This is a genomic window from Verrucomicrobiia bacterium, from assembly GCA_019634625.1.
Taxonomy (GTDB): domain Bacteria; phylum Verrucomicrobiota; class Verrucomicrobiia; order Limisphaerales; family CAIMTB01; genus CAIMTB01.
Genome location: JAHCBA010000004.1, coordinates 1 through 23588 on the forward strand (window position 1 = coordinate 1; position 23588 = coordinate 23588).

Here is a 23588-nt window from a genome sequence, read left to right on the forward strand (position 1 = left end):
TCTCAGGCCGCCCCGCCTTATTGTCATGGTTGACACAGTACTATGATTATAGTAGATACGGTCTTCACAGTATTGATGCGATGAAGACCCGGCCGTCGGAACTTGAACTCGAGGTGCTGTCGCTGCTCTGGGATCGCGGGCCTCTGACCGTCCGCGAAATCCTGGAATCCCTTCCCGACCGCAAGAAGCGTGCCTACACCAGCGTCCTGTCCGTCATGCAGGTCATGGAGAAGAAGGGCCTGGTCGGGCGCTCCCGCGAGGGCGTGACCGATCGATGGCGTCCGGCAGTACGCCGCCAGAAGGTGATGGGACCGTTCCTGAAGAAGTTGGTCTCGCACCTCTTCGCCGGGCGCCCCAGCGCCGTGCTCCAGCAACTCCTGGATGCCTCGCCGACCAGTCGCGAGGAAATCGAATCCCTGAAGCGCCTCATTCACGAACACGAGAAGCAACTCCCGCCGAAGGAGGGTGACCCCTCATGAACGCCCTCATCGAAGCCCCCGGGTGGACGCCGCTGGTCACCGCCCTCGCCCATTCGCTGTGGCAGGGGGCCGTCATCGCGGCCTTCCTCTTCCTCGCCCTCCGCACGGTCCCAACCCGCCACACCAACGCCCGGTACGCCCTCGCCGTCGGGTCCCTGCTGCTGCTGGTGCTGGGCTGGCTCATCACCTGGACCTGGCTGGAACGTGGCCTCCAACCTGTCGCCGCCACCCCAACGTCCATCCACCCCCCTGCCGCGTCCCCTGCTCCTCCGGCCAATCCCCCCGCGCCGACCGCCCCCGCGTCCACCGCTCTCGCGCCTCTCGCACCCGTCCCCAGCCCCGTGACCCGCCCGGCCCCGCCGCGAACCCCATGGCAACCCGACCCCCGCTGGCATGCCCGCCTCGGCATCGCCTGGCTGGCCGGCATGCTCTTGTTCCAGATTCGAACCCTGGTCTCGATGGGACAGGCTCGCGCCCTGGTGCGGGACAGCCGGGTCCCGAACGACCCCGACCTCCTTTCCTGTTTCCACCGGGTCCGAACCCTCCTCGGCCTGCCGGTCCAGGTCCGCTTGCGAATCTGTCCCGCTCTGTCCGTTCCCGCCGCCTGGGGCGTCTTGAAACCCGTCCTCCTGCTTCCGGCGTCCTGTCTGGCCCGGGTTTCGCCCTCGGAACTTGAGGGGATTCTCGCGCATGAACTCGCCCATATCCGACGTCACGACGTGCTGGCCAACCTCCTGCAAAGGGCCCTGGAGGGTTTATTTTTCTTCAATCCCTTCGTCTGGTGGATCGGCCGCCAAATCCGCCTCGAACGTGAAGTCTGCTGCGATGCCCTGGCTGTCGCCGCCACCGGCGAACCGGTGACCTATGCCCGGACCCTTACCACCCTGGTCGAGCAACACTCCCCCACCCTCCTGATTCCGCCCTCACCCATGCCCGCCCTGGGCCATGCCCGGCACCCGCTCGTCGAGCGCCTGCGCCGGCTCCTTCAACCCCACCAGGCACCCCACCTGCACCTGCCTCGATCCTCCCTCGTCGCCACCCTGCTCCTCGGCGCGCTCGCCCTCGTCCTGATGAAGTGGACCACCGGCGCCGTCCTCGAGGCCCTCTCCCCGGCCCAGCGGATCGAACGGTTCGCCGAACTCCGCAAAGCCTATCCCGATCCCAACCGCTACTTCGCACAAGAGCCTTCGGAGGACCCGGCACCGACCACCCTGGTCCAGGGTCTCGTCCAGACCGCAGATGGCGCAACCCTGCCCCGTGCGACCTGGGTCCACATCCAATCGCGAAGGTTCGGCCACACGGCATTCTCCAGCGCGCATGTGACCGCCGACGGACGGTTCTCCCATGCCGTTCAGTCCGGCACCCTCCACCTCGCCGCCCGGGCGGACGGCTACGCGCCCGACTTCGCCGGCCCTTTCGAATCCCCCGCCCAATGGACCAACATCACCCTGACCCTCGGACCCGGATTCACCGGCGTCCTGCGACTGACCGATCCCGAAGGCCGCCCGGTGCCCAACGCACGGGTCCTCTCCCGTTATGATCACCCCGCCGGCCTGAGCCAGCTGGAACATGTGTCGGATGACGACGGGCGGGTGACCTTCGAGCACCTCGGAAACATCCCGCTCCATCACCAGGTCGAGGCCGGGGGATTCCAGTTCGACACCCTCCTGAATGTGTCTCCCCCCGCCGGCGAACCACTCACCTGGGTGCTCCATCCCGCCGCTCCCGCCACCGGCGTCGTGGTCTTCGACGACACCGGAGAACCCGTCCCCAACGCCGAGATCCACCTGGGCCAGCGCACCGGCACGCCGCCGTTATCGTACGGTGAAGCCGGTCCGCTCAACTTCCTGTCCCGGGCCGACGCCGACGGACGGTTCCAGCTCCGCAGCCTGCGGGACGACGCGACCTACCGCCTCCTCGTGTCCGGCCCCGGCGCCAGCGGGATCGTGACGGGCCCCATCGGCTCGGGCGACACCTCCCTCCGTTTCGAACTCCCGCGGGCCGTGATGCTGGAGGTCACCGTCCGGAACATCGCCCCCGCCCACCTCGACCGGATGGGCCGCCTGGCCCTTCATGCCGGCGCCTACATCCGCTACGAAGGTACCAGTCACGGCACCTCGAAGACGTTCCATGCAATCCCGGAAGACGGCGGGGCCACCCTCCGCGTCGGCCCCCTCTGGCGGTCGCCCACGTCCCTCAAGGTGGCGGATCGCGAGGTCAACCTGACCTGGGAGGAAGCCCGGGCCCGCACCGAACCGCTGATCATCGACCTGGCCATCGAGGAACCCGCACCCCCGCCTGCCGTCGAACCCGTCCTGCGGACCCTCCGCTTCGCGTTTCCCGACTCGCCCGGCCATCCAGCCCCCGGCGGGGCCGTGCTCGTCGAATACGTTCATGACCGCCGCATGAACCGCATCCTTGCCGGCATCACCAACCACCAGGCGGTGGCACAGGTCCCGGTTCCCACCCGCGTGGAACTGCTGCCCAACGCGCTCGATGGCTACTGGTTCGCTCCCCAATCCCTCCAAGTCCCCGCCGTTCCCGAACCCCTCGACATCCCCCTCAAGACGTTCCCCGCCGGCGCCATCCACGGCGACGTCGTCGAGGAAGACGGTCAGCCCGCCGCCAGCGTTCTGGTCAGTGTCATCCCGCTCGAACCCCTCCCCCAGGGAACCGGCTCCTCGCTCGGAGTCACGGTCAGGAACAGCACCGACTCCGGCGACCGGCAGAACCGGTTCCTGGCGGGCCCGCTGCCCTTCGGCGGACGCTACGTCATCTGCGCCTACCGCGGCGCCACCTACACCGTGAGCGAACCGCTCCCGATCAACGCCACCCAGCCCTTCCACGAAGTCCGCCTCGTCCTCCCCCTCGGCATCGAACTGACTGGCACAGTGCTGCATCCCGACGGCACCCCGCGACCTCGTGCAACCGTCGAATTCCACTTCAGTCCAACGGCCGGTCACGGGTTCTCCGGGGCGAAATCCCTCACCGATCGCGCCGGCCGCTTCACCTTCCCGGCCATCAATCCCGACGTGCGGGGCGAATACCACCTGCTGCTCCCCTCTCGCCGCGACGTCCTTCCCGTCCGCCAGCGCGTGGTTCCCGGTGAGCCTGTCGAAATCCGCCTCGAAACCGGACTCGTCCTCGAAGGCCAGGTCCTCGACCACCCATCCGGTCTCCCCCTCGAAGGCGCGGAAGTCTTCGCCCTGCGCCAGCCCCCGACCACCACCTCCTCCGGGGTCATCAACTGGACGGATGCGGAAGCGCCAACCGACACCGAAGGCCGTTTCCGCTTCAGCAACCTTGCTCCCGGCGCCTATCGGATCCTGTGCCGAAGTGGCCGCCTGGTCTCCCCAGACCGCATCGCGCAGGCTGGCGCAGGGGAAACGGTCACACTCACCATCGAACCCTACCCGTGGCACCGCCCCCAACCGTAGGGCCCGATTCCCCATTCCCCATTCCCGATTCGTCACCCGGCATCGCCTCCGCTGCGCCCTGCCCCGCTCAATACCCCGTGAGCGGCCACACGATTCCAGCAGGATGCGCGGCCAGCGCCTCAAGCGGGCCGTGCCCGGCTTCCAGGAGTTGTCCCCTTTTTCGCGGCGCGGCGATAAGAGAGGGATCACGCAGGCGATGAACGACTGGGAACTGATTCGGCGGTACGCGCAAAGCGGGGACGACTGTGCCTTCGCGGAGTTGGTGCGGCGGCATGGCCCCTTCGTGTATGCCAGTGCCCGGAGGCAACTCGGCGATGCACTGGCCGGGGACGCGACCCAGTCGGTGTTCCTGGTGCTGGCGCGCAAGGCGGCCGGGCTGGGTTCGAACGTCGTGCTGTCTTCCTGGCTGTTCCGAACCACCGGCTTCGTGGCGGCCCAGATCCGTCGCCGGGAGGCGCGACGCAACCGGCGGGAACGGGAGACCGCAGCGATGCTTTCCGATGCCATGGACAAGGAGGCCACCGATCCCCTGCGAGAGGAGGACGGGGAACGGTATCTCGACGACGCCCTGGCCGCGCTCTCGGAGCACGAACGCAGCGCGGTGCTGACCCGGTTCTTCGAGGGACTTCGCTTCGCCGAAGTGGGGGTACGATTCGGGATCGGCGAGGAGGCGGCGAAGAAGCGGGTGACGCGCGCGATCGAGCGGATGCGAATGCATCTGGTGCGGCGCGGGGTCTCGCTGTCGGCGGCGGCCCTCGGGACACTCCTGTCCGGACCCCGGGCCGTGGCGCTCCCGGATGCACTCGCACGGAGCATCGTCCGGGCGGCCTCGGGGCACGGGACCGCGGGCGTGACCGGAATCGGAGCGGTGTCGGGTCGCATTCGGGACGGGTTCGACGCGGGTCTGGCCGGATGGTTCCGGGTTCGACTCGGGCGGATCCTTGGCAACGCCGCGATCGGCGGTGCGACTCTGGCGGTGGCGATCGCAACGGGAATGCTCCTCGTCGGGCCCGCGGAGGCTCCGGGTGGGTCCAAGGGATCGGGTGGCGTCGAGGCGGACCCCGTGGCGGCCACGGTGCTGGCCATGCGGGCGCGGCGCGACCGATACGCCACGGTGGATCCGCACGTATCGCAATTGGAACTGACGGTGCTGGACGACGCCACCGACCAACCGCTCCCAGGGGCAGAGGTCATCGTGCGCCGCACGGGCAACACGGGCATCACAGATCTGCCCACCGAGGTGAGCGACCACGAGGGCCGTTCGGTGATCGCGGTGGACCCGCGTGGGCTGGCGATGCTGCAGGTGACGGTGACTTCCGCCGGCCGGGTGCCCGTACATCTGGACTGGCGCGGGTACGAATTCGATCGTCCCAGCCTCCGGCACACCCTTCGGCTGCCGGTCGCCGCGGTGTTGTCCGGGGTCGTCGTGGATCCCCAGCAACGCCCGGTGCCCGGCGCGAAAGTGCAGGTCACCGGTCCTTCAGGATTTGGCCATGGAAGGCGCGAGTCGGGGAGGAGCCAGTTGGAACTGGTGACGGATCGGGATGGAAGGTTTCGGTCGGACCAGGCTCCATGGTCGCGGGCTCCGGCGATGGACCCAACGACCGGGAGATTCCAACAGGGGGCCGCTCTCGGTCTCCTGGTGGACCACCCGGATTTCGCGCTGCACTCGATCGGCGTCGAGCCCGGGTCCATGGAACGGGATCTGACGATCGTGCTGGATCGGGGGGCGCTGCTTCGCGGCCAGGTCACGGATTCGGAGGGAACTCCGATCCATGGCGCCACCGTTTCCGGGAACCTGCCGACGAGAGCCGAGGTTGTGACGGATATCGAAGGACGATTCGATCTGCCTCATGTCAGCCGGGGAGGGGGGCTCCATTTCGTCGTGGTCGCGCCGGGATTCGTCGAGCATGGGGTAATCGTTTTGTTCCCACCCACGGCTGGATGGGGTGGGCCGCCGCCGTCGATGCCGTGGAGGCCCGAGCGGGCGATCTACAGTGCGTTGCCGGGAAAGGGCGATTCGATCGAGAAAGGGATGCCGCTCGACACCGTTGTCGTCCTGGGTCGGGAAGAGAATTTCGTTGCAGCGCCTCCGGATGCGGTATCCGCCACGGCGATCTCCACCCGCGTCCTTGGGACCGTCATCGATCAGGAGACCCGCCAGGCCGTTCCGGCGTTTCGGGTGCTGCGCCAGGGATTCGGCACCCGACACCTGATCGGGGAGGGGGTGAACGGGCGGTTCGATTGGGACCTTGGTGTGACAAGCGACATCGAACGGAACATCGAAGTCGAGGCGGACGGGTACTTTCCCTCGCTGGGGATCGGCCGGGAGGTGGAGTCGGGCGAGGGCCGATCGACGTTGGAACTGACGTTCGAACTGAGGCGGTCTGCCGGGATGTCCGGCTGGGTGGAACTTCCCAACGCCCGGCCGGCCGTCGGCGCACGGGTGGCACCGGTGCGGAGTGGCCAAGGCACGTTGAATGCCGGGGAAGGATCCGGGGAGGAGGTCCTGACGGGTGCCGACGGGAGTTTCCGACTGACCGTCACCGGCGGCGTCCCGCTGGTGCAGGTATCGCACCCTGGGGGTTGGCTGGTGTTTCCCCTGGCACCAGGTAACCCGACAATCGTCCGGTTGGAATCCTGGGGCACGGTGGAAGGGACATTGGTGGACGCCGGGCTCCCCGTACCCGACGCCGAAGTGAGCTTGCGCCCGGATGCGGCATCGTACCCGGGAGGCGTGGTGGCGATGAACTTCGAGCACACCGTGCGGACGGATGCGGAGGGACGGTTCCGGTTCGAGAAGGTGCCGGGCTTCCACCTGCGGGCGACCGCCGACGGCGCCACGGCGCAGGTCATTCTCATCCGCGGTAAGGCACCCGAGGTCCGGCTGGAACGTCGGTGAGGTCCACACCGGAGTCTTGCGCTGCGGGTGGTTTCTACACACCCGGTTTCTACACACCCTCGGTCCGGACCGCGGTCCAAAATGGGTTCCGGGGGCGGCTCGGGCCACAGCGGCGTCTGAACGGCGCAGAGCCCGGGTGGCGGGTCAGATCTGGGCTGGCCCGAGCGTATGGGGGAGAGGCTCGGAGGCAGGCGGATCAGGCCGCGCTGGTCGAGTTTGCGGAGCAGGGAGCGGGCGGAACGATGGGGTGCGGCATGGGTGGCGATAAGATGCCGCAGCAGAGCCGGATCATCGGCGCTGATACGCCGCCCCGTGAATCACGTGATCATTCACCTCGGCCCGACAACGGCCGAAGAAACCCCGTGAGTCCTGCCCCCAGGCTCAGGCATTTGGAAACAGCCAAACCCAAGTTGTCGGCAACGAGCCAGCGAATCGGAGGGACGAGCTCCGCGATTCCTCATCCCAACGCACCCCATCGTTGCGGCCTTGTGGAACTCGGCCCTCCGAGCCGATGCTTCGCGAAGTTCGCGCCTCTACCCACACCTCCGGGATGCACGATTTGGGTCTCGGTGCATCCCCAAGTTGTCGGTGAGGAGGCAGCCAATCGGAGGGACGAGCTCCGCGAGTCCTCATCCCAACGCTCCCCATCGTTGCGGCCTCGTGGAACCCGGCCCTCCGAGGCGATGCTTCGCGAAGCTCGCGCCTCTACCCACGCCTCCGGGATGCACGATTTGGGTCCTCCCTGCGGACTTGAGCCTTCCGGGACCCGGGTCGAAAGTCCAACATTCCCCAATGAATGGGCTCCATCCGACTGCCATCCCCGGGAATCTCCCATCCCGTCCCATGCATCGCAGGATTCCTCCGCTTGGATTGCTCGTGGGCGTGTTCTGCACCTGGAACCTCGCCGCCACCGCCCTCAATGCCACCGTGGAAATCGAGGAACCGGTGTACCAGTTCGCCCCGGCTCAAAACGGCGCCGGACCCATGTGGTGCCATGGGTCCACCAGCCTCGTCCGGATCGGCGACATCGTCTTCGCCACCGGCCTGGAAACCCTGCCCGAACTGCCGCCCCTCAACAATTGCCGCTGGAACCTCTGGCGCCGCGACAACCAGGGCTGGCAACGCATCCATGTCGATGATCCCGGCCGCACCCGGGAACCTTCCCCGCTCGCGGTCCTCGGCCCCGACCAGATCTGGGTCTCCGCCAATCCCACCCTGAACCCTCCCGGTACGGCCGGCGGCGGCCCCGCCCGCCCTGAACTGGTGCGCTTTCCCGGCAGGCCCCCGTTCGACCCCAAACGGGAACTCCCGGTCTGGGACGGACAACCCCGGTTCACCGAACACAGTTACCGCTCCCTCGCCGCCGATGGCCCCGGCGGCGAACTCCTGCTCCTTCAGAACATCGACTACGCCCATGCCGAATGGGCCTTCCGCGATCGCCGCGGACATTGGTCCGCCCAAGGCCGGCTGACCTGGCCCTGGGGCGCCGATTATCCCCGCCCCCAACCCATCCGCCTCTGTTATCCCAACGTCGCCCTGCGCCAGCGGGCCGTGCATTTCCTCGGAGTCAGTGACATCCTCGAACCCCGGCCGGAATGGCGCGCCGCCAGGAAGGAGATCACCGGGCGGGACTGGGATTATGACTTCCGCCGGCTCTTCTATTCCTGGACGCCCGACCTGACCCGCGAAGCCTTCCGGCCCTGGATCGAGATCGCCAGTCGCGAATCCACCGCCGGTTCCATCTCGTCCGCCGACCTTCATGTCGCCCCGGACGGTCATGTCCACCTGCTCTGGATGGAAAAAGCCCTCGACGAACGGCTCCGCGAACGCTTCTTCCCCGACGCCCGCCAGGCCCATTCCCTGGAATACGCCGTGATCCGCGACGGCCAGGTGGTGCGGCGCCGCACGCTGCTTCGTTCCACCGGGGAGGCCCCGGGCCCGGTCGCCTCCGCAGCCCGCTTTCATCCCCTTCCCGACGGCCGATTGCTCGTCTTTGCCCACCTGCGCGATGCCGGCACCCCGGGCCACTCCCTGTTTGAAGTCACCGCCGATGGATGGCCCGGCATTCGCATTCCCGTCACCCTCCAATACCCGCTCACCTCCTTTTTCACCGCCACACCGCGGGCTGGAACCGAACCCTCCACCCTCCTGGACCTGCTCGGCATGACGCCCTCCCAACCCGACACGCTGCGCTACGTCCGAATCCGGATCACCCCCTGATCCGACCCCGACGCCCACGGATGACGGAGCCGGGATCCGCGGAAGAACGCAGCGTTCCGCCTCGGAACTCACCCCGCTCGACGCCGACCGGCCGCCCGGTCAGAATCGTCCCATGGATGCGCACCTGCCGTTCCTCGCCGCTCCCCGCGTGGTTCCCTCCCTGGATCCGGACTTCCGTCCGGCCGCGCTCGCCGTGCAGGCCTTCGAACGGGAGGCCATTGCCTCGGGCCAGCCCCTCACCCTCGGAATCGCCCTCGAACAGGCCGATGGTTCCACCTTCCAGTTCCAGCGCCGCTTCCTGCCCCTCGATCACCCCGCCGCCGCGGCCAATGCCTTCTTCCTCGAGCGCCTCGCCCGCTTCCTCCTCTGGTCCCGCGGCGGCTGGAGAATCCACCTCCAGGGACCCGCTCCCCTCGCCAACGCCCTTCGCGATTACTACTCCCAAACCGAGGCCGGTCGCTTCGATGCCCAGATCATGGGCGACCGCATTTACGAAAAGCCCTTCACCGTCGAGTCCGTTCCTTCCCTCCCCGGGGAACGCGCCGCCACCCAGGCCCTCGGACGCCACTGGGACGGCTGCCGCATTGGCTTCGACCTCGGCGGCTCCGATCGCAAGGTCGCCGCCGTCCTCAATGGCGAACCCGTCTTCACCGAGGAAGTGGTCTGGGATCCCATCCCCCAGTCCGATCCCGCCTACCACTTCGACGGTGTCATGGATTCCCTCCGCAGAGCCGCCGCCCACCTCCCGCGGGTGGACGCCATCGGAGGCAGCGCCGCCGGCGTCTATGTCAACAATCGCCCCAAGGTCGCTTCCCTATTCCGCGGCATCCCCATCCAGCTCTTCGAATCCCGCACCAAAAGCCTCTTCGCCGAACTCCGTGCCGCCTGGGGCGGCGTTCCCTTCGAAGTCGCCAACGATGGCGAAGTCACCGCCCTCGCCGGCTCCATGGCCCTCGGTCGAAACGCCGTCCTCGGCATCGCCATGGGAACCAGCACCGCCGCCGGCTACGTCACCCGCGACGGCGGCATCACCTCCTGGCTCAACGAACTCGCCTTCGTCCCCGTCGATTACCGGCCCGCCGGACCCCGGGACGAGTGGAGCGGCGACCGCGGCATCGGCTCCCAGTACTTCTCCCAGCAGGCCGTCGGGCGCCTTCTCCCCGCCTCCGGCATCGAGGCCGATCCCGCCCTCCCGCTCCCCGAGAAACTCAAACTCGTCCAGCAACACATGGCCGCCGGGGACCCCCGCGCCCGCCGCATCTACGAAACGATCGGCACCTACCTCGGCTACGGCCTCGCCCACTTCGCCTCCTTCTACGACTGCGACCATGTCCTCGTCCTCGGACGCGTCATGTCCGGCGACGGCGGCGCCGTCATCCTCGACGGCGCCCGCGACGTCCTGCGAACCGAGTTCCCCGACCTCGCCGCCCGCATCGCCTTCCACACCCCCGACGAAACCTCCAAACGCCACGGCCAGGCCGTCGCCGCCGCCAGCCTGCCCGCCCCGGCATAACCCGGGGTCACATCTCTGAATTTGACATTTGGACCCGCTCCCCAGCCCCGGCCGGCAAATGTCAAATTCAGAGATCCGACCCCGCGAATTTTGTCTTCCGTCTTCCGTCTTCCGTCTTCCGTCTTCCGTCTTCCGTCTTCCGTCTTCCGTCTTCCGTCTTCCGGTTTCAGGTTTCAGGTTTCATCCCCCTCCCCCTCCCGCCCGACGCCATTGCCACTCCCGGGGCGACCCGTATAGTGCCCGGACCCGGACCGCCCCGCGGCCGCCCAATCTATGGAGTTCCTCAAGATCATCGTCATCTCCCTCGAAGTCCTGCTCTTCTTCAACCTGATGATCGTGGTCCATGAACTGGGCCATTTCCTCGCCGCCCGCTGGCGCGGCCTTGTGGTGGAACGTTTCGGCATCTGGTTCGGCCGTCCGCTCTGGGAGAAAAAGATCAACGGCGTCTGGTACAGCCTCGGCTCGATTCCCGCCGGCGGCTTCGTGGCCCTGCCCCAGCTCGCCCCCATGGACGCCATCGAAGGTCAGCCCGACGCCGACCGCGCCAAGCTCCCCCCCATCACCCCCCTCGACAAAATCATCGTCGCCTTCGCCGGCCCCCTCTTCTCCCTCGGCCTCGCCTTTGTCTTCGCCATCGTGGTCTGGGGCGTCGGCAGACCCGTCAGCGAAGCCGAGGCAACCACCACCATCGGCTACGTCCTGCCCGGTTCCCCCGCGGAACAGGCCGGCCTCCAGCCCGGCGACAAACTCCTCGCCATCGACGACCAGCCCGTCAACCGCTGGGGCGGTCTCAGCGCCGACTCCGTAAGCTGGCGCATCGTCCGCTCCGAAGGCGAAACCGTCCGGGTCCGCTTCGAACGCGATGGCGAAATCCGCGAGGTCACCGCCCGCCCCGTGATCCCGGAACGCCGCTTCTGGCAGCGCCAGTCCATACGCCAGCTCCAGATGATGCCCGCCGCCTCGCCCATGGTGGCCCGCGTCGAACCCGGCAGCGCCGCCGAATCCGCCGGGCTCCAACCCAACGACCTCCTCACCGCCGTCAATGGCCAGCCCCTCTACACCGCCATGGGCATCGGCGATTACGCCCGCCGTCACCCCGACGAATCCCTCTCCCTCTCCGTCCGCCGCGGCGACCAGACCCTCACCCTTCCCTTCGAACCCCGCGGCGCCCGCGTGGGTGCCGTCGTCCCCGACAGCCCCGCCGCCCAGGGCGGCATCCGCGGCGGCGACCGCGTCGTCGCCATCGACGGCCGCCGCTTCCGCACCGCCGAACAGTTCAGCGAATACGTCCGCGACAACGGCAGCCAGGAACTGCTGTTCACCCTCGAACGCGATGCCGCCACCCTCGAAGCCCGCGTCCGCCCCGCCATCCCCGTCGGCGATTCCCTCCCCCGCATCGGGGTCCAGTGGTCCAGCGACACCGGGATCGTCTATGACGAGTTCGGCCGCTTCGAAATCGTCCATCCCCGCCCGCTCGAGCAGATCCGCCTCTCGATGATGGCGATCGTGAACACCTTCGACGCCCTCTTCTCCCGCAACTCCGACATCAAGCTCCAGCACATGGCCGGTCCCGTGCAGATCGTCCGCGTGTACTACATCCTCTTCGAAAGCGACAACGGCTGGCTCCAGGCCATCTGGTTCAGCGTCATCCTCAACGTCAACCTCGCCCTCCTCAATCTCCTCCCCATCCCCGTCCTCGACGGCGGCCATATCGTCCTCGCCATCGTCGAGTGGATCCGCCGCCGCCCCATCAGCGGCCGCGCCCTCGTCAGCGTCCAGTACGCCTTCGCCTTCCTCCTCATCGGCTTCATGCTCTACGTCACCTTCTTCGATGCCCAGGACTGGCTCGGCGGACGCGAGGAGGCCGCCCCCGCCATGCGCTTCGAAGCACCGCCCCCGCCCTGATGATCCCCCGCGCCCTCCCGCCGCTGCTCCAACCCGCCCTCGCGTTCCTGATCCTCCTGCCCCTCCTCGCCCGGGTCGCGCCCCTCACCGGCGCGACCGCGGCGGCCGCCACCGAACCGCACTGGATCTGGACCGCCCCCTCCGCCGACGCGCCCGACCCCGCCGGTGACCCGGCCGCGACGCAGACAGCCTGGTTCCGGCATTCCTTCCGCACCCCGCCCTACACCTGGAACGCCCGCCTCTCCCTGTCCGCCCCCGCCGGAACCGAGGTCTTCCTCAACGCCCGCCCCGTCGCCGCCTCCCGCGCCTGGGACGAACCGGTCCGCGCCGAGGTCTCCATGAACCTCCTCCAGGGCGAAAACATCCTCGCCGTCCGCGTCCCCCGCCCCTCCGGCCAACCCGGCCTCCTTCTCCACCTCCAACTGGGCGGCACCGAAACCCGCCACGTCTTCTCCAGTCCCGACTGGCGTGTCACCTCCGAGCAACGCCCCGACTGGCTCGCCCCCGCCTTCGACCCCTCAGGCTGGTCCCCGGCCGTCAGCCTCGGCGCCCACGGTGTCGAGCCCTGGGGCCATATCCTGGATCGCCCGGTCGCCACCCCCGCCGGGTCCCTCCAACTCCTCCCCGGCTTCGAGGCGACCCTCCTCCGCTCGGCCCGTCCCAACGAAGGCTCCTGGATCGCCCTCGCCATCGATCCCAAGGGCCGCATCGTCGTCGCCCCCGAAGGCGACGGCCATCCCCTCTGGCGCTTCACCCCCGCCCCCGACGGCTCCCTCTCCGATCCGGAACCGGTCCCCGCCCCGATCCGCGCCGCCATGGGCCTGCTGTTCGCCCACGGAAGCCTCTACGCCAATGCCCGCGGTCCCGAAGGCAACGGCCTCTACCGCCTCACCGACACCAACGGCAACGACCGCTTCGATCCGGAGGAAGTCCGCCTCCTCAAACGCTTCGCCGGCGGCGGCGAACACGGCTATCACGCCGTCACCCTCGGTCCCGACAACCAGATCTACGTCCTCAACGGCAATACCACCGGCCTCCCCGAAGGCCTCTCCCCCCACTCCCCCTTCCGCAACGCCGCCGAAGACGTCCTCTCCCTCAATCCCGACGAAACCCACGCCGCCCGCGGTGCCCTCGCCCCCGGCGGTTATGTCGTCCGCACCGACCCCGACGGCCGCACCTGGGAACTCGTCGCCGCCGGACTCCGCAACGCCTACGACTTCGACTTCCATCCCGACGGCGAACTCTTCACCTGGGACAGCGACAACGAATGGGACTGGGGCACCCCCTGGTACCGCCCTGCCCGCGTCTTTCACCTCGTCTCCGGCGCCGAAATCGGCTGGCGCGACGGCACCCGCGCCTGGCCCGACCACTACCCCGACGCGATCCCCGGCGTCGTGGACATCGGACTCGGCTCGCCCACCGGCGTCCGCTTCGGCACCCGCGCCCGGTTCCCCGAAAAGTACCGCCGCGCCCTCTTCCTCCAGGACTGGTCCTACGGCCGCATCCTCGCCGTTCACCTCGCACCGCACGGCGCCACCTACCGCGGCACGTTCGAGGAGTTCCTCAAAGGCCAGCCCCTCAACCTCACCGCCCTCGCCTTTGGTCCCGACGGTGCCATGTACTTCACCACCGGCGGCCGCGGCACCCAGTCCGGTCTCTACCGCGTCACCTATCGCGACCCCCTCTCCCCCGCCGATCTTCAACCGGACCTCGCCTCCCCACCCACCCCCGCCCGCCAGCAGCGCCACGCCCTCGAACAGTTCCACGGCCGCGATCTGCCCGGCGCCGTCGAAGCGGTCTGGGAACTCCTCGGCGATCCCGATCCTGCCCTCCGCTTCGCCGCCCGCGTCGCCCTCGAAGCCCAGGACCTCTCCCGCTGGCGGCCCCGCGCCCTCGCCGAATCCCATCCCACCCGCGCCCTCACCGCCCTCCTCGCCCTCGCCCGCACCGGCGGGCCGGAAGACCAGACCGCCCTCTTCCGCGCCCTCGCCCGCTTCCCGCTCACCGGCCTCGACGAAGACCATCGCCTCCTCAAGTACCGCGTCCTTCAACTCTCCTTCCTCCGCCAGGGACGCCCCTCCCCCGAATGGACCTCCCGCGCCATCGAACGTCTCGGCCCGCTCTACCCCGCTCCCGGCTGGCGCGAGAATTTCGAACTCGCCCGGCTCCTGATCTTCCTCGAAGCCCCATCCGTCGTCGGCCGCACCCTCGACCTCCTCGCCGCCGCCCCCTCCCAACAACAGCAGATCCACTACCTCGCCCAACTCCGGCACCTCCGCTCCGGCTGGACCCCGCCGGACCGCGAACGCTACTTCGACGGGTGGCTCCAACCCCGCGATCACCTCCCCCAGCCCGGCTCCCTCCTCCACTGGTTCCACGATGTCGGACGCGACTACGTGGATGGCACCAACCTCGACCGTCACCTCGAAACGTTCCGCCGCGACGCCATCGCCCACCTCTCCGAATCCGAACGCGCCGCCCTCCGCCCACGCCTCGACGCCCCCATCGTCCGGGCCCAGGTCATCCCGCCCCAGCCCCGGTCCTTCGTCCAGGAATGGACCATGGACGACCTCATCCCCCAGCTCGATCGCGCCTCCTACGGCCGCAACTTCGATCGCGGTCGCCGCGCCTTCATCGACGCCCAATGCTACCTCTGCCACCGCTTCGGCAACGCCGGCGGTTCCATCGGACCCGACATCACCGCCACCGCCTCCAAATACGGCCGCCGCGAACTCCTCGAATCCCTCATCGATCCCTCCCGCGTCATCTCCGACCAGTACCAGAACGTCCGGGTCTTCCTCCTCGACGGCGATGAAGTCACCGGCCGGCTCCTCGCCGAATCCGACTCAGGCTGGACCCTCGAAACCGACCCGCTCGCCGCCACCGAACGTTTCGTCCCCCGGGCCGACGCGGAATCCATCGAACCTTCCCCGATCTCCGGCATGCCCGAAGGCCTCCTCAATGGCCTCACCGCCGGGGAAATCCTCGACATGATCGCCTTCATCGAAAGCGGTGGCCGCCCCGATGCCCCTGCCTTCCAGTCCCCCAATACCCGGCCCCAATACTCCGGCCCTGATTCCAGGCCCTGATTCCCGGCCCTGACCGCACGCCCCACCCTGCCCGTCCTCACGCCAGCACCGCGCGGAGCACGTGCCCGTGCACATCCGTGAGCCGCCGGTCCGCCCCGTTGTGCCGGAAGGTCAGCCGCTCGTGGTCCAGCCCCAACAGGTGCAGCAGCGTGGCGTGCACATCGTAAGTCGTCACCTTTTCCCCCACCGCCTTCCACGACCACGCATCGCTCTCCCCGCAACTCACCCCCGCCCGCACTCCCGCCCCCGCCAGCCATCCCACCGAGGTCCCGCCATTGTGGTCCCGCCCGGTGGCCCCCTGCGTGAAAGGCATCCGTCCGAACTCCGTGCTCCACACCACCAGGGTGTCCTCCCACAACCCCCGCGCCTTCAGATCCCGCAGCAGCCCCGCAATCGGCCGGTCCGTCGCCACCGCCATCTTCGGCAGCTCCGTGATGATGTCCGCGTGGTTGTCCCAGTTGTTCGTCGGCCCCCCCGCCCCGCTCCACACCTGCACAAACCGCACCCCGCGCTCCACCAGCCGCCGCGCCAGTAAACACCGCCGCCCAAAATCCTCCGTGGCCGCCTCCCCCATCCCGTACAACGCCCGCGTCGCCTCGCTCTCCGATCCCACATCGAAGGCCTCGGGCGCCGCCAGTTGCATCCGCGCCGCCAGTTCGTAACTCCGGATCCGCGCCTCCAGCCGCGTGTCCTCCGGCGTGGCCGCCAGATGCCGCTCGTTCATCCGCCGCAACAACGCCCGCCCCGGTTCCTCCCCATCCCCCGACACCGACATCCCCCCCGCCGGCGGACGCAGATACGGAATCGGTTCGGCCGCCCCCGCCTGGATCACCGTCCCCGCATGCGTCACCGGCAGGAACCCCGCCGAAAAGTTCCCCCGCTGATTGTAGGGAAGCCCCCGCGGATCCGGCAGTACCACGAAGGTCGGCAGGTTGTCCGACAGGTTGCCCAACGCATAGGACACCCAGGCGCCCATGCTCGGAAAACCCGGAATCAGAAACCCCGTGTTCATCAGGTAACTCGCCGGACCATGCACATTGGTCCGCGACTCGACCGCCATCAGGAACGCGATGTCATCCACACACCCCGCCAGGTTCGGAAACACATCGCTCACCCAACGCCCGCTCTCCCCATGCTGCCGGAAGGCAAACGGCGACTTCATCACCCGCCCAGGCTCGCTCGTCGCCGCCTCCACCCGCGATCCATCCCCCGGATCGAACACCTCCCCATGCAACCGCTCCAGCGCCGGCTTGTAATCGAAGGTGTCCATCTGGCTCACCCCGCCGTTCATGAACAACTGGATCACCCTCTTCACCTTCGGCGGAAAGTGCGGAGCCACCGCCCCCACCGCCCCCACCGCCGCATCCGCCATCGCCCGCTCCCGGAACACCATCCCCGCCAGCGCCATGCCTCCCAACCCCCCACCCAGCCGCTCCAAAAACGCCCGGCGATCCCCCCGCCAACGCTCCCCTCCACCCGCGTATTCCAGCGCCCAACCCGCAGACCCTCCGCTGCGACTCGTCCTTCCCATGGATTCGGTGTTCATGGCTGCGTCCTTGCAATCGGGATGACAGTGATCCTACTCACCCTCCCACCCCCTTGTCGATCCACAGCGGTGCCTTCCCCACAGCCTCCGATCTGGGCCCGCCCTCCCGCCTTGAATCCCCCTCCTCCCCGCCCCACCCTCGCCCGTCCATGTCCGAATCGCTGCGGCGCTGGACCGAATCCGCCGAAACCTTCTTCCTCGAAGTCATCTTCGAGCAGCGACGCGGTCGCCTCGCCACCCTCGTGCGCGCCGCCCTTCACGGCCTCTCTTACGGATACCGCCTGGCCATCAAGATCCGCAGGGTTCTCTACGATTCCCGCCTCATCCGCGACAGCACGCTCGGCGTCCAGGTCATCGCCATCGGCAACCTCACCGTCGGCGGTACCGGCAAGACTCCCGTCGTCGAAAAATTCGCCCGCCAGCTCAAGGACCAGGGCCGCACCGTCGCCATCCTTTCACGCGGTTACCGCTCCAAGCCTCCACCTCTCTCCCGCCGCTTCATCGACCGCATCCTCTTCCGCCGCGAACAGACTCCCCCGCGGGTCGTCTCCGATGGCACCTCCCTCCTCCTCGACTCCGAAAGCGCCGGCGACGAACCCTACATGCTCGCCTCCAACCTCAAGGACGTCATCGTCCTCGTGGACAAGGACCGCGTTAAGGCCGGACGCTACGCCATCGAGAAGTTCGGATGCGACACCCTCCTCCTCGATGACGGCTTCCAGTACTGGAAACTGCGCGGCCGCCGTCAGGACGTCGTCCTCGTCGATTGCCAGCAGCCCTTCGGCAATCAGTTCCTCCTGCCCCGTGGCACCCTGCGCGAACCCCCGTCTCACCTCGCCCGCGCCCATGTCATCTTCATCACCAAGAGCGATGGCAACACCGTCGCCCTCCGGGAACGCATCGCCGCCCTCAATCCCAAGGCCCCCATCATCGAGTGCGTCCATCATCCCCTCTATTTCGAGGATGTCTTCACCGGGGAACGCCAGGCCATCTCTTTCATCGCCGGGCGCCGCATCGCCGCCCTCAGCGGCATCGCCCAGCCCGAAAGCTTCGAGGAGGGCGCCCGCAAACTCGGCGCCGAAGTCGTCTATCAGCGCCGCTTCGCCGATCACCATCGCTTCACTCAGAAGGAACTCATCGACGCCATCAACCGCAGCAAGAAGCGCCGCGCCGAACTCCTCATCACCACTCAGAAGGACGCCGTCCGCTTCCCCAAACTCGACCGCCGCGACCTCCCCATCTACTTCATGCGCGTCGAAATCAAAATCATCTCCGGCGCAAACGGCTTCCGAGACTGCGTGAATCGCATCTGCTTCCGTCATCCGGGCTGATTCGCGATTCAGCAACCGTGCATCCCGAAGTTGTCGGGAGAGGTGCGAGTTTCGCGAAGCATCATCTCGGAGGGCCGGGTTCCACGAGGCCGCAGCGGAGTGATGCAATGGATTGAGGACTCGCTGAGCTCGTCCCTCCGATTCGCTGCCTCCTCACCCACAACTCCAGGATGCACCGATTCAGCAACTCACCCTACATTCACCATTGACCCAGCCGTGTCTATCAGGGCAAGAATGCCTCCTCTGGTTCGTTTCAATAACGACTCATTATTCACACACGTACATGATACCCAGTCCCGAAGCCTTGCGTCGCGCCGGTGAAATCCTCCGCGAGATCGAAGAACTTCAGCAGGAGATGGCATCCCTTTTCGGCGGTGCCACCAAACCCGCCGCCGCCCCGGCCAAACGCCGCGGCCGCCCGCCCGGCAGTGGCAGGGCCGCTGCCAGGGCCTCCGCCGCTTCCGGCGCCGCTTCCGCAGGCTCCTCCTCCGGCAAGTCCCGCCGTCAGATGAGCCCCGAAGGCCGCGCCCGTATCGCCGCCGCCGCCCGCGCCCGCTGGGCCCGCTACAACGCCGCCAAGAAGAAGAAGCAGGGCTCCGAATAACGTCCCCGTACCCCGCCACCCGGGATCCCTCGGGATCCCTCGGATCGCGGGCCTGCAAGCCGTCACCCTTCGGCTCGCACCCACGAAAACCCACCTCCGCGCCCGCAGAGGTGGGTTTTCGCTTTCCCCTTTCACTTTCCCCTTTCGCCTTACGGCATCGCCCTTCAAGGCGAACCGTGGTCGTTCATCCCAGCCCTCACGAATGCCTCGCTTTCCCGGACGCCCAGCCGGATCTCCCCGCCCCCGCCCCCTCGGGTGCGTCCGCCAGATCCGGAACCCGCCGCCTCGCCGCCCACCGCGACCACCCCCTCCATCCCCATACCAATCCAAACAAACACCCGCTCGCCACCACCATCGCCCCAGCCGTCGAGCAATCCAACCACACCGCCAGATGCATCCCCGCCACCGAACTCACCGCAGCCTGAACCCCAATCCATCCCAGGATTCGCGGCAACCGGTCCGATATCATCGACGCCGTGGCCCCGGGAAACACCAGCATCGCCACCACCAGGATCGCCCCCACCGACTCGAACGCGCTGACCACCACCACCGCCAGCCATCCCATCAACAGAAAATGCACCGTCCCCGCCCGGATCCCCAGCGATGTCGCCAGTCCCGCATCAAATGAACTCACCAGCAGCTCCTTGTAGAACGTCACGATCAGCACCACGGTCGCCCCCCCCACCACCCCCATCCGCACCACGGGTACCGGCGCCAGCTCCCGCCCGGCCCATGTCAGAAAAGCCTGAAACGGTACAAACCCGATCTCACCGTACAAGACACAGTCCGCGTCCAGATCCACCTGGTCCGCGAACACTGTGATCACCACCACCCCCAGCGCGAACAGTGCCGTGAACACCGTCCCCATCGCCGCATCCTGCTTGATCCGCGAACCCCGGATCAGCCACTCGATCAAGACCGTCGTCAGCACCGCCGCCACCACCGCCCCAAAATAAGGAACCGCCGAGTTCCGAACGTCCACCCCCTCCCCCATCACCATGCTCCCCAGCAGATAGGCCCCGGCCAGCCCCGGCAGAATACCATGCCCGATCGCGTCCCCCATCAACGCCATCCTCCGCAATATCAAATACTGCCCCACCAGCCCGCAGGTGCCCGTCACCAGGAATCCCATCAGCATCACCCATCCACTCAAGGCAAGATCCTCCGTCCACGGCTGCACAAACACCCGGTGCCATTCCAGCGGCGGAATCAGCTCACTCATGACCCTCCTTCGACCGTCGCACGCCACGCATCGGCAATCCGGGTTCCTCCGGACTCGGAATCCGCCGCCCGTGCGGATCGGTGGCCGCATAGTCCAGCCGCCGCTCCAATTGCCGCACCACGTCCTCCCCCAGCACATGCTCGATCTCTTCCGCATCCTCGTGCACATGGTCCGGCGCAATCTGCGCCGCATGGGTCAGATACAGCTCCCAGAGCCTGTGATTCCGTACCACCTCCGCCGCACGCTGCATCCCCGCCTCCGTCAACCGGAACCGCTCCCCACCCCCTTCCACCGTCGCCAATCCGTGCCGTGCCAGGCTCCGCACCCGCGCCATCGCATCCTCCAGCGTTTCCCGCCGCTTTTCCGCCAGCTCCCGAAGCGTCACCGTCTCCCCGCGAAATCCCCGGCCCTCCAGCACATGATAGGCCGCCTTCAATGCGTTCTCCCGCGTGGCGCGCCGCGTCGCCGCCCGGTGCCGCAACGCCCGTGGCACCACCCCGTGCCGCGATGCAAACAGGAACGCCCCCCCAAACCCCGCGCTCGCCATCAACACAATCGTCGGCCCCGTCGGTAAATCCCCCCCAATAAATGAAACAAAACACCCTCCCACCCCCGCCCCCATCCCCAGCAGGGCCGACCACCCCAGCATCCGGTGAAACCGGTCCGTCAACAGATACGCCGTCGCCGCCGGCGTCACCAGCATCGCCGCCACCAGCACCACGCCCACCGCCTGCAACGCGCTGACCACCGCAAACGACACCAGCAGCATCAGCCCGTGATGCGCCCATGGCGCCGGAAATCCCGCCGACCGCGCAAACGCCGCATCGAAGCTCGTCACCAGAAGCTCCTTGTAAAACAGCGCGATCAACCCTCCGGTCGCCACCGTCACCGCCCCCATCAACCACAAATCCTCCGTCCCGATCGCCGCCGCCTGCCCAAACAGAAACGTGTCGATCCCGCTCTTGTTCCCCGTCGGCAGCCTCTGGATCATCGTCATCAGACAAATCCCCACCGCGTAGAACCCCGCCAGCACCATCCCCAGCGCCGCATCCTCCTTCAATCGCGTCGTCCGCCGGATCCACCCGACCGTCATCGTCCCCAGCATGCCCGCCCCCACCGCCCCCACGAAAATCGCCCACGGATCCTTGGTCTGATTCCACAGGAACCCCGCCGCCACCCCCGGCAGAACCGCGTGCGACAACGTGTCCCCCACCAGCGCCAGCTTGCGCACCACCAGGAACGCCCCCAGCAACCCGCACGAAATCCCCAGCAGCACCGACCCCGCCACCGCGTACCGCACCGCCGGATCCCGCAAACTCACAAATCGTACCGCCTGCTCCCACCGTCCCGCCAGCTCTCCTCCCTCCCCTCCCATTCCCCCAACCGTCGCCGCGTCGCACGCAACGCCGGCCGCCAGGGTCAATGCCAGGCCCATCCCGACCCACCCCCAACCCCCACCCCATGCGACACGCGCCCTCATCGCTGCACCCGAACGGCCTCGGCCACTTCGCTCAGAATCGTCAGGCGCCCGCCGTACGTCTTCTGCAGCAGTTCGTACCGGAAAACCTCGTCCGTCGGCCCATAGGCCACCAACCGCATGTTCAGCAGCAGCAGCCGGTCAAAGTAGTTCCGCGCCGTCGGCAGATCGTGATGCACCACCAGAATCGTCTTCCCGCGGTCCCGTAACTCATGCAGCAGCGCCATGATCGCCGACTCCGTCGCCGCATCCACCCCCGCGAACGGCTCGTCCATGAAATACACGTCGCTCTCCTGCGCCAGCGCCCGCGCCAGAAACACCCGCTGCTGCTGGCCCCCGCTCAGGTTCGAGATCTGCCGGTTCGCCAATGTCAGCATCCCCACCTTCTCCAGACTCGCCCGCGCAATCTCACGGTCCGCCCGACCCGGACGCCGGAACAACCCCAGCCTCCCGTACCGCCCCATCAGCACCACATCCAACACGCTCACCGGAAAATCCCAGTCCACCGATTCCCGCTGCGGCACATACCCCACCCGGCCCCTCGCCTCCGACATCGGCTCGCCAAACAGCTTCACCCAGCCGCTCGCCGCCGGCACCACCCCCATGCACGCCTTGATCAACGTCGATTTCCCCGCCCCGTTCGGCCCGATAATCCCCACCAACCTCCCCGCCTCCACCGCCACATCAATCCCCCACAGCACGGGCCGCCCCTGGTACGCCACCGTCAGATCGTGGATCTCCAGCGCCGGCGTCACGCCTCTCCCCCCTGCCTCGCCTGCACTCACCTGCCCTTTCCTCCCATGACACGTCGTTCCCGGCGTTTCACCGCAACCCCTCCACCACGGTATCCACGTTGTACCGCATCATCCCCAGATAGGTGCCCACATCCACCCGCTCCTTCCCCGCCATCCGCATCTCCCCCGGCGCCCCCAGCGCGTCCGAATACAACTCACCCCCGATCCGTACCCCCGCATCGCGGCTGATCCGCTCCACCGCCGCCGGAGAAACGCTGCTCTCCACAAACATCGCCTTCAACCCGCGCCTCTTCACCAGGTCCACCAACCGCGTGATGTCCGACAAACTCGCCTCCGTCACCGTCGAAATCCCCTGCACCCCCACCACGTCCAGCCCGAACGCCCGCCCAAAATACCCGAAGGCATCGTGACTGGTGATCAACACCCGCTGCCGCTCCGGTATCTCCGCCACCCGCCCCCGCGCCCACTCGCGCAACGCCTCCAACCCCTCCCGGTATCGCGCCGCCCGCTCGCCGTACTCCCGCGCCCCCTCCGGATCCGCCTCCGTCAATCCCCGCGCCACCGCCTCCGCCGCCCTCGCCCACAACGCCGGATCCCCCCACACATGCGGATCCCATGCCCCACCCGCATCCCCCGCCCGCAATCGCTCCGCCTCCGGCACCGCCTCAGCCACCCCAACCACAATCCGCCCGCGCCCCCGCATCCTCCGCAGCATCTCCTCCATCCGCCCTTCCAGATGCAGCCCCGAATAGAAGATCACCCGCGCCCGGCTCAGCCGCCCCATGTCCCGCGCCGACGCCTTGTACAGGTGCGGATCCACCCCCGGCCCCATCAACCCCTCCACCACCACCCGCTCCCCTCCGATCTCCCGCACCAGATCCGCCACCAGCGTCGTCGTCGCCAGCGCCGCCAGCCGCCCCTCCGCCTTCGCTCCCATGCCCCCCGCCCCCACGACCACCCACCCCGCCACTCCCATCCACCCAAGTACCGTTCGCAATCGCATACGCTCTCCTTCATCGACGCCCCCGGCAGTGGCCCAACACCCCTGCAAACCGGGCGCCATCGCATCGCACCCTAGGCAACCCGCCCCCTGCCGCAAGCCCGAATT

14 protein-coding genes are annotated in these 23588 nt (G+C 67.9%); 9 read left to right on the forward strand and 5 right to left on the reverse strand.

Features of this window, described 5'->3' with window-relative positions; all coding sequences use genetic code 11:
• Positions 1-80 precede the first annotated feature (80 nt).
• The 7 genes from KF833_03320 to KF833_03350 all read left to right on the forward strand — a co-directional run bounded on the left by KF833_03320 (position 81) and on the right by KF833_03350 (position 15545).
• Entirely contained in the window at positions 81-479 is a 399-nt protein-coding gene (locus KF833_03320; protein ID MBX3744315.1) for a BlaI/MecI/CopY family transcriptional regulator, read from the forward strand.
• Positions 476-3916 carry a carboxypeptidase regulatory-like domain-containing protein gene (locus KF833_03325; GenBank protein MBX3744316.1) on the forward strand — a complete coding sequence of 1147 codons (3441 nt, stop codon included), beginning with the start codon at positions 476-478 and terminating at the stop codon, positions 3914-3916. Before KF833_03320 ends, KF833_03325 begins: the two co-directional genes overlap by 4 nt.
• 103 nt (positions 3917-4019) lie before the next feature.
• Positions 4020-6818 (forward strand): sigma-70 family RNA polymerase sigma factor, encoded by a 2799-nt coding sequence (locus tag KF833_03330; protein MBX3744317.1) that lies wholly within the window; start codon positions 4020-4022, stop codon positions 6816-6818.
• Between the two features lie 843 nt (positions 6819-7661).
• Complete coding sequence (locus KF833_03335; GenBank protein MBX3744318.1) at positions 7662-9038, forward strand: hypothetical protein; 1377 nt, start codon at positions 7662-7664, stop codon at positions 9036-9038.
• Between the two features lie 112 nt (positions 9039-9150).
• Positions 9151-10551 (forward strand): ROK family protein, encoded by a 1401-nt coding sequence (locus KF833_03340; GenBank protein ID MBX3744319.1) that lies wholly within the window; start codon positions 9151-9153, stop codon positions 10549-10551.
• Between the two features lie 273 nt (positions 10552-10824).
• Positions 10825-12456 carry a site-2 protease family protein gene (locus tag KF833_03345; GenBank protein ID MBX3744320.1) on the forward strand — a complete coding sequence of 544 codons (1632 nt, stop codon included), beginning with the start codon at positions 10825-10827 and terminating at the stop codon, positions 12454-12456.
• Positions 12456-15545, forward strand: a complete 3090-nt coding sequence (locus KF833_03350; GenBank protein MBX3744321.1) for a c-type cytochrome — start codon at positions 12456-12458, stop codon at positions 15543-15545. Before KF833_03345 ends, KF833_03350 begins: the two co-directional genes overlap by 1 nt.
• 37 nt (positions 15546-15582) lie before the next feature.
• Here the strand turns inward: KF833_03350 and KF833_03355 are convergent, their stop codons facing one another.
• Complete coding sequence (locus KF833_03355; protein ID MBX3744322.1) at positions 15583-17076, reverse strand: DUF1501 domain-containing protein; 1494 nt, start codon at positions 17074-17076, stop codon at positions 15583-15585.
• Between the two features lie 164 nt (positions 17077-17240).
• Here KF833_03355 and lpxK point away from each other — a divergent pair, with 164 nt between their 5' ends.
• Together lpxK and KF833_03365 are read left to right on the forward strand one after the other, a co-directional pair.
• A complete protein-coding gene (gene lpxK / locus KF833_03360; GenBank protein MBX3744323.1) occupies positions 17241-18422 on the forward strand; it encodes a tetraacyldisaccharide 4'-kinase in 1182 nt (393 codons plus the stop codon).
• A 283-nt stretch (positions 18423-18705) separates the two neighbouring features.
• Complete coding sequence (locus KF833_03365; protein ID MBX3744324.1) at positions 18706-19026, forward strand: hypothetical protein; 321 nt, start codon at positions 18706-18708, stop codon at positions 19024-19026.
• A gap of 196 nt (positions 19027-19222) precedes the next feature.
• Here the strand turns inward: KF833_03365 and KF833_03370 are convergent, their stop codons facing one another.
• From KF833_03370 to KF833_03385, 4 genes are all read right to left on the reverse strand, one after another.
• Positions 19223-20248, reverse strand: a complete 1026-nt coding sequence (locus tag KF833_03370; protein MBX3744325.1) for a metal ABC transporter permease — start codon at positions 20246-20248, stop codon at positions 19223-19225.
• The gene (locus tag KF833_03375; protein MBX3744326.1) at positions 20241-21683 is read right to left on the reverse strand and encodes a metal ABC transporter permease; all 1443 of its coding nucleotides are present in this window, start codon (positions 21681-21683) and stop codon (positions 20241-20243) included. Before KF833_03375 ends, KF833_03370 begins: the two co-directional genes overlap by 8 nt.
• Positions 21684-21724: 41 nt before the next feature.
• Positions 21725-22480 carry a metal ABC transporter ATP-binding protein gene (locus KF833_03380; protein ID MBX3744327.1) on the reverse strand — a complete coding sequence of 252 codons (756 nt, stop codon included), beginning with the start codon at positions 22478-22480 and terminating at the stop codon, positions 21725-21727.
• A gap of 67 nt (positions 22481-22547) precedes the next feature.
• The gene (locus KF833_03385) at positions 22548-23543 is read right to left on the reverse strand and encodes a zinc ABC transporter substrate-binding protein (GenBank protein ID MBX3744328.1); all 996 of its coding nucleotides are present in this window, start codon (positions 23541-23543) and stop codon (positions 22548-22550) included.
• Between the last annotated feature and the right edge of the window lie 45 nt (positions 23544-23588).

Excerpts from the sequence above, each read along its gene's own strand:
- KF833_03335 (MBX3744318.1), top strand. The coding sequence starts at position 7,662 with ATGCATCGCAGGATTCCTCCGCTTGGATTGCTCGTGGGCGTGTTCTGC.
- KF833_03385 (MBX3744328.1), bottom strand. The coding sequence starts at position 23,543 with ATGGCGCCCGGTTTGCAGGGGTGTTGGGCCACTGCCGGGGGCGTCGAT.
- KF833_03370 (MBX3744325.1), bottom strand. The coding sequence starts at position 20,248 with ATGAGTGAGCTGATTCCGCCGCTGGAATGGCACCGGGTGTTTGTGCAG.
- KF833_03320 (MBX3744315.1), top strand. The coding sequence starts at position 81 with ATGAAGACCCGGCCGTCGGAACTTGAACTCGAGGTGCTGTCGCTGCTC.
- KF833_03350 (MBX3744321.1), top strand. The coding sequence starts at position 12,456 with ATGATCCCCCGCGCCCTCCCGCCGCTGCTCCAACCCGCCCTCGCGTTC.
- KF833_03355 (MBX3744322.1), bottom strand. The coding sequence starts at position 17,076 with ATGGGAAGGACGAGTCGCAGCGGAGGGTCTGCGGGTTGGGCGCTGGAA.
- KF833_03325 (MBX3744316.1), top strand. The coding sequence starts at position 476 with ATGAACGCCCTCATCGAAGCCCCCGGGTGGACGCCGCTGGTCACCGCC.
- KF833_03345 (MBX3744320.1), top strand. The coding sequence starts at position 10,825 with ATGGAGTTCCTCAAGATCATCGTCATCTCCCTCGAAGTCCTGCTCTTC.
- lpxK (MBX3744323.1), top strand. The coding sequence starts at position 17,241 with ATGTCCGAATCGCTGCGGCGCTGGACCGAATCCGCCGAAACCTTCTTC.
- KF833_03365 (MBX3744324.1), top strand. The coding sequence starts at position 18,706 with ATGATACCCAGTCCCGAAGCCTTGCGTCGCGCCGGTGAAATCCTCCGC.
- KF833_03340 (MBX3744319.1), top strand. The coding sequence starts at position 9,151 with ATGGATGCGCACCTGCCGTTCCTCGCCGCTCCCCGCGTGGTTCCCTCC.
- KF833_03330 (MBX3744317.1), top strand. The coding sequence starts at position 4,020 with ATGCGCGGCCAGCGCCTCAAGCGGGCCGTGCCCGGCTTCCAGGAGTTG.
- KF833_03375 (MBX3744326.1), bottom strand. The coding sequence starts at position 21,683 with ATGGGCCTGGCATTGACCCTGGCGGCCGGCGTTGCGTGCGACGCGGCG.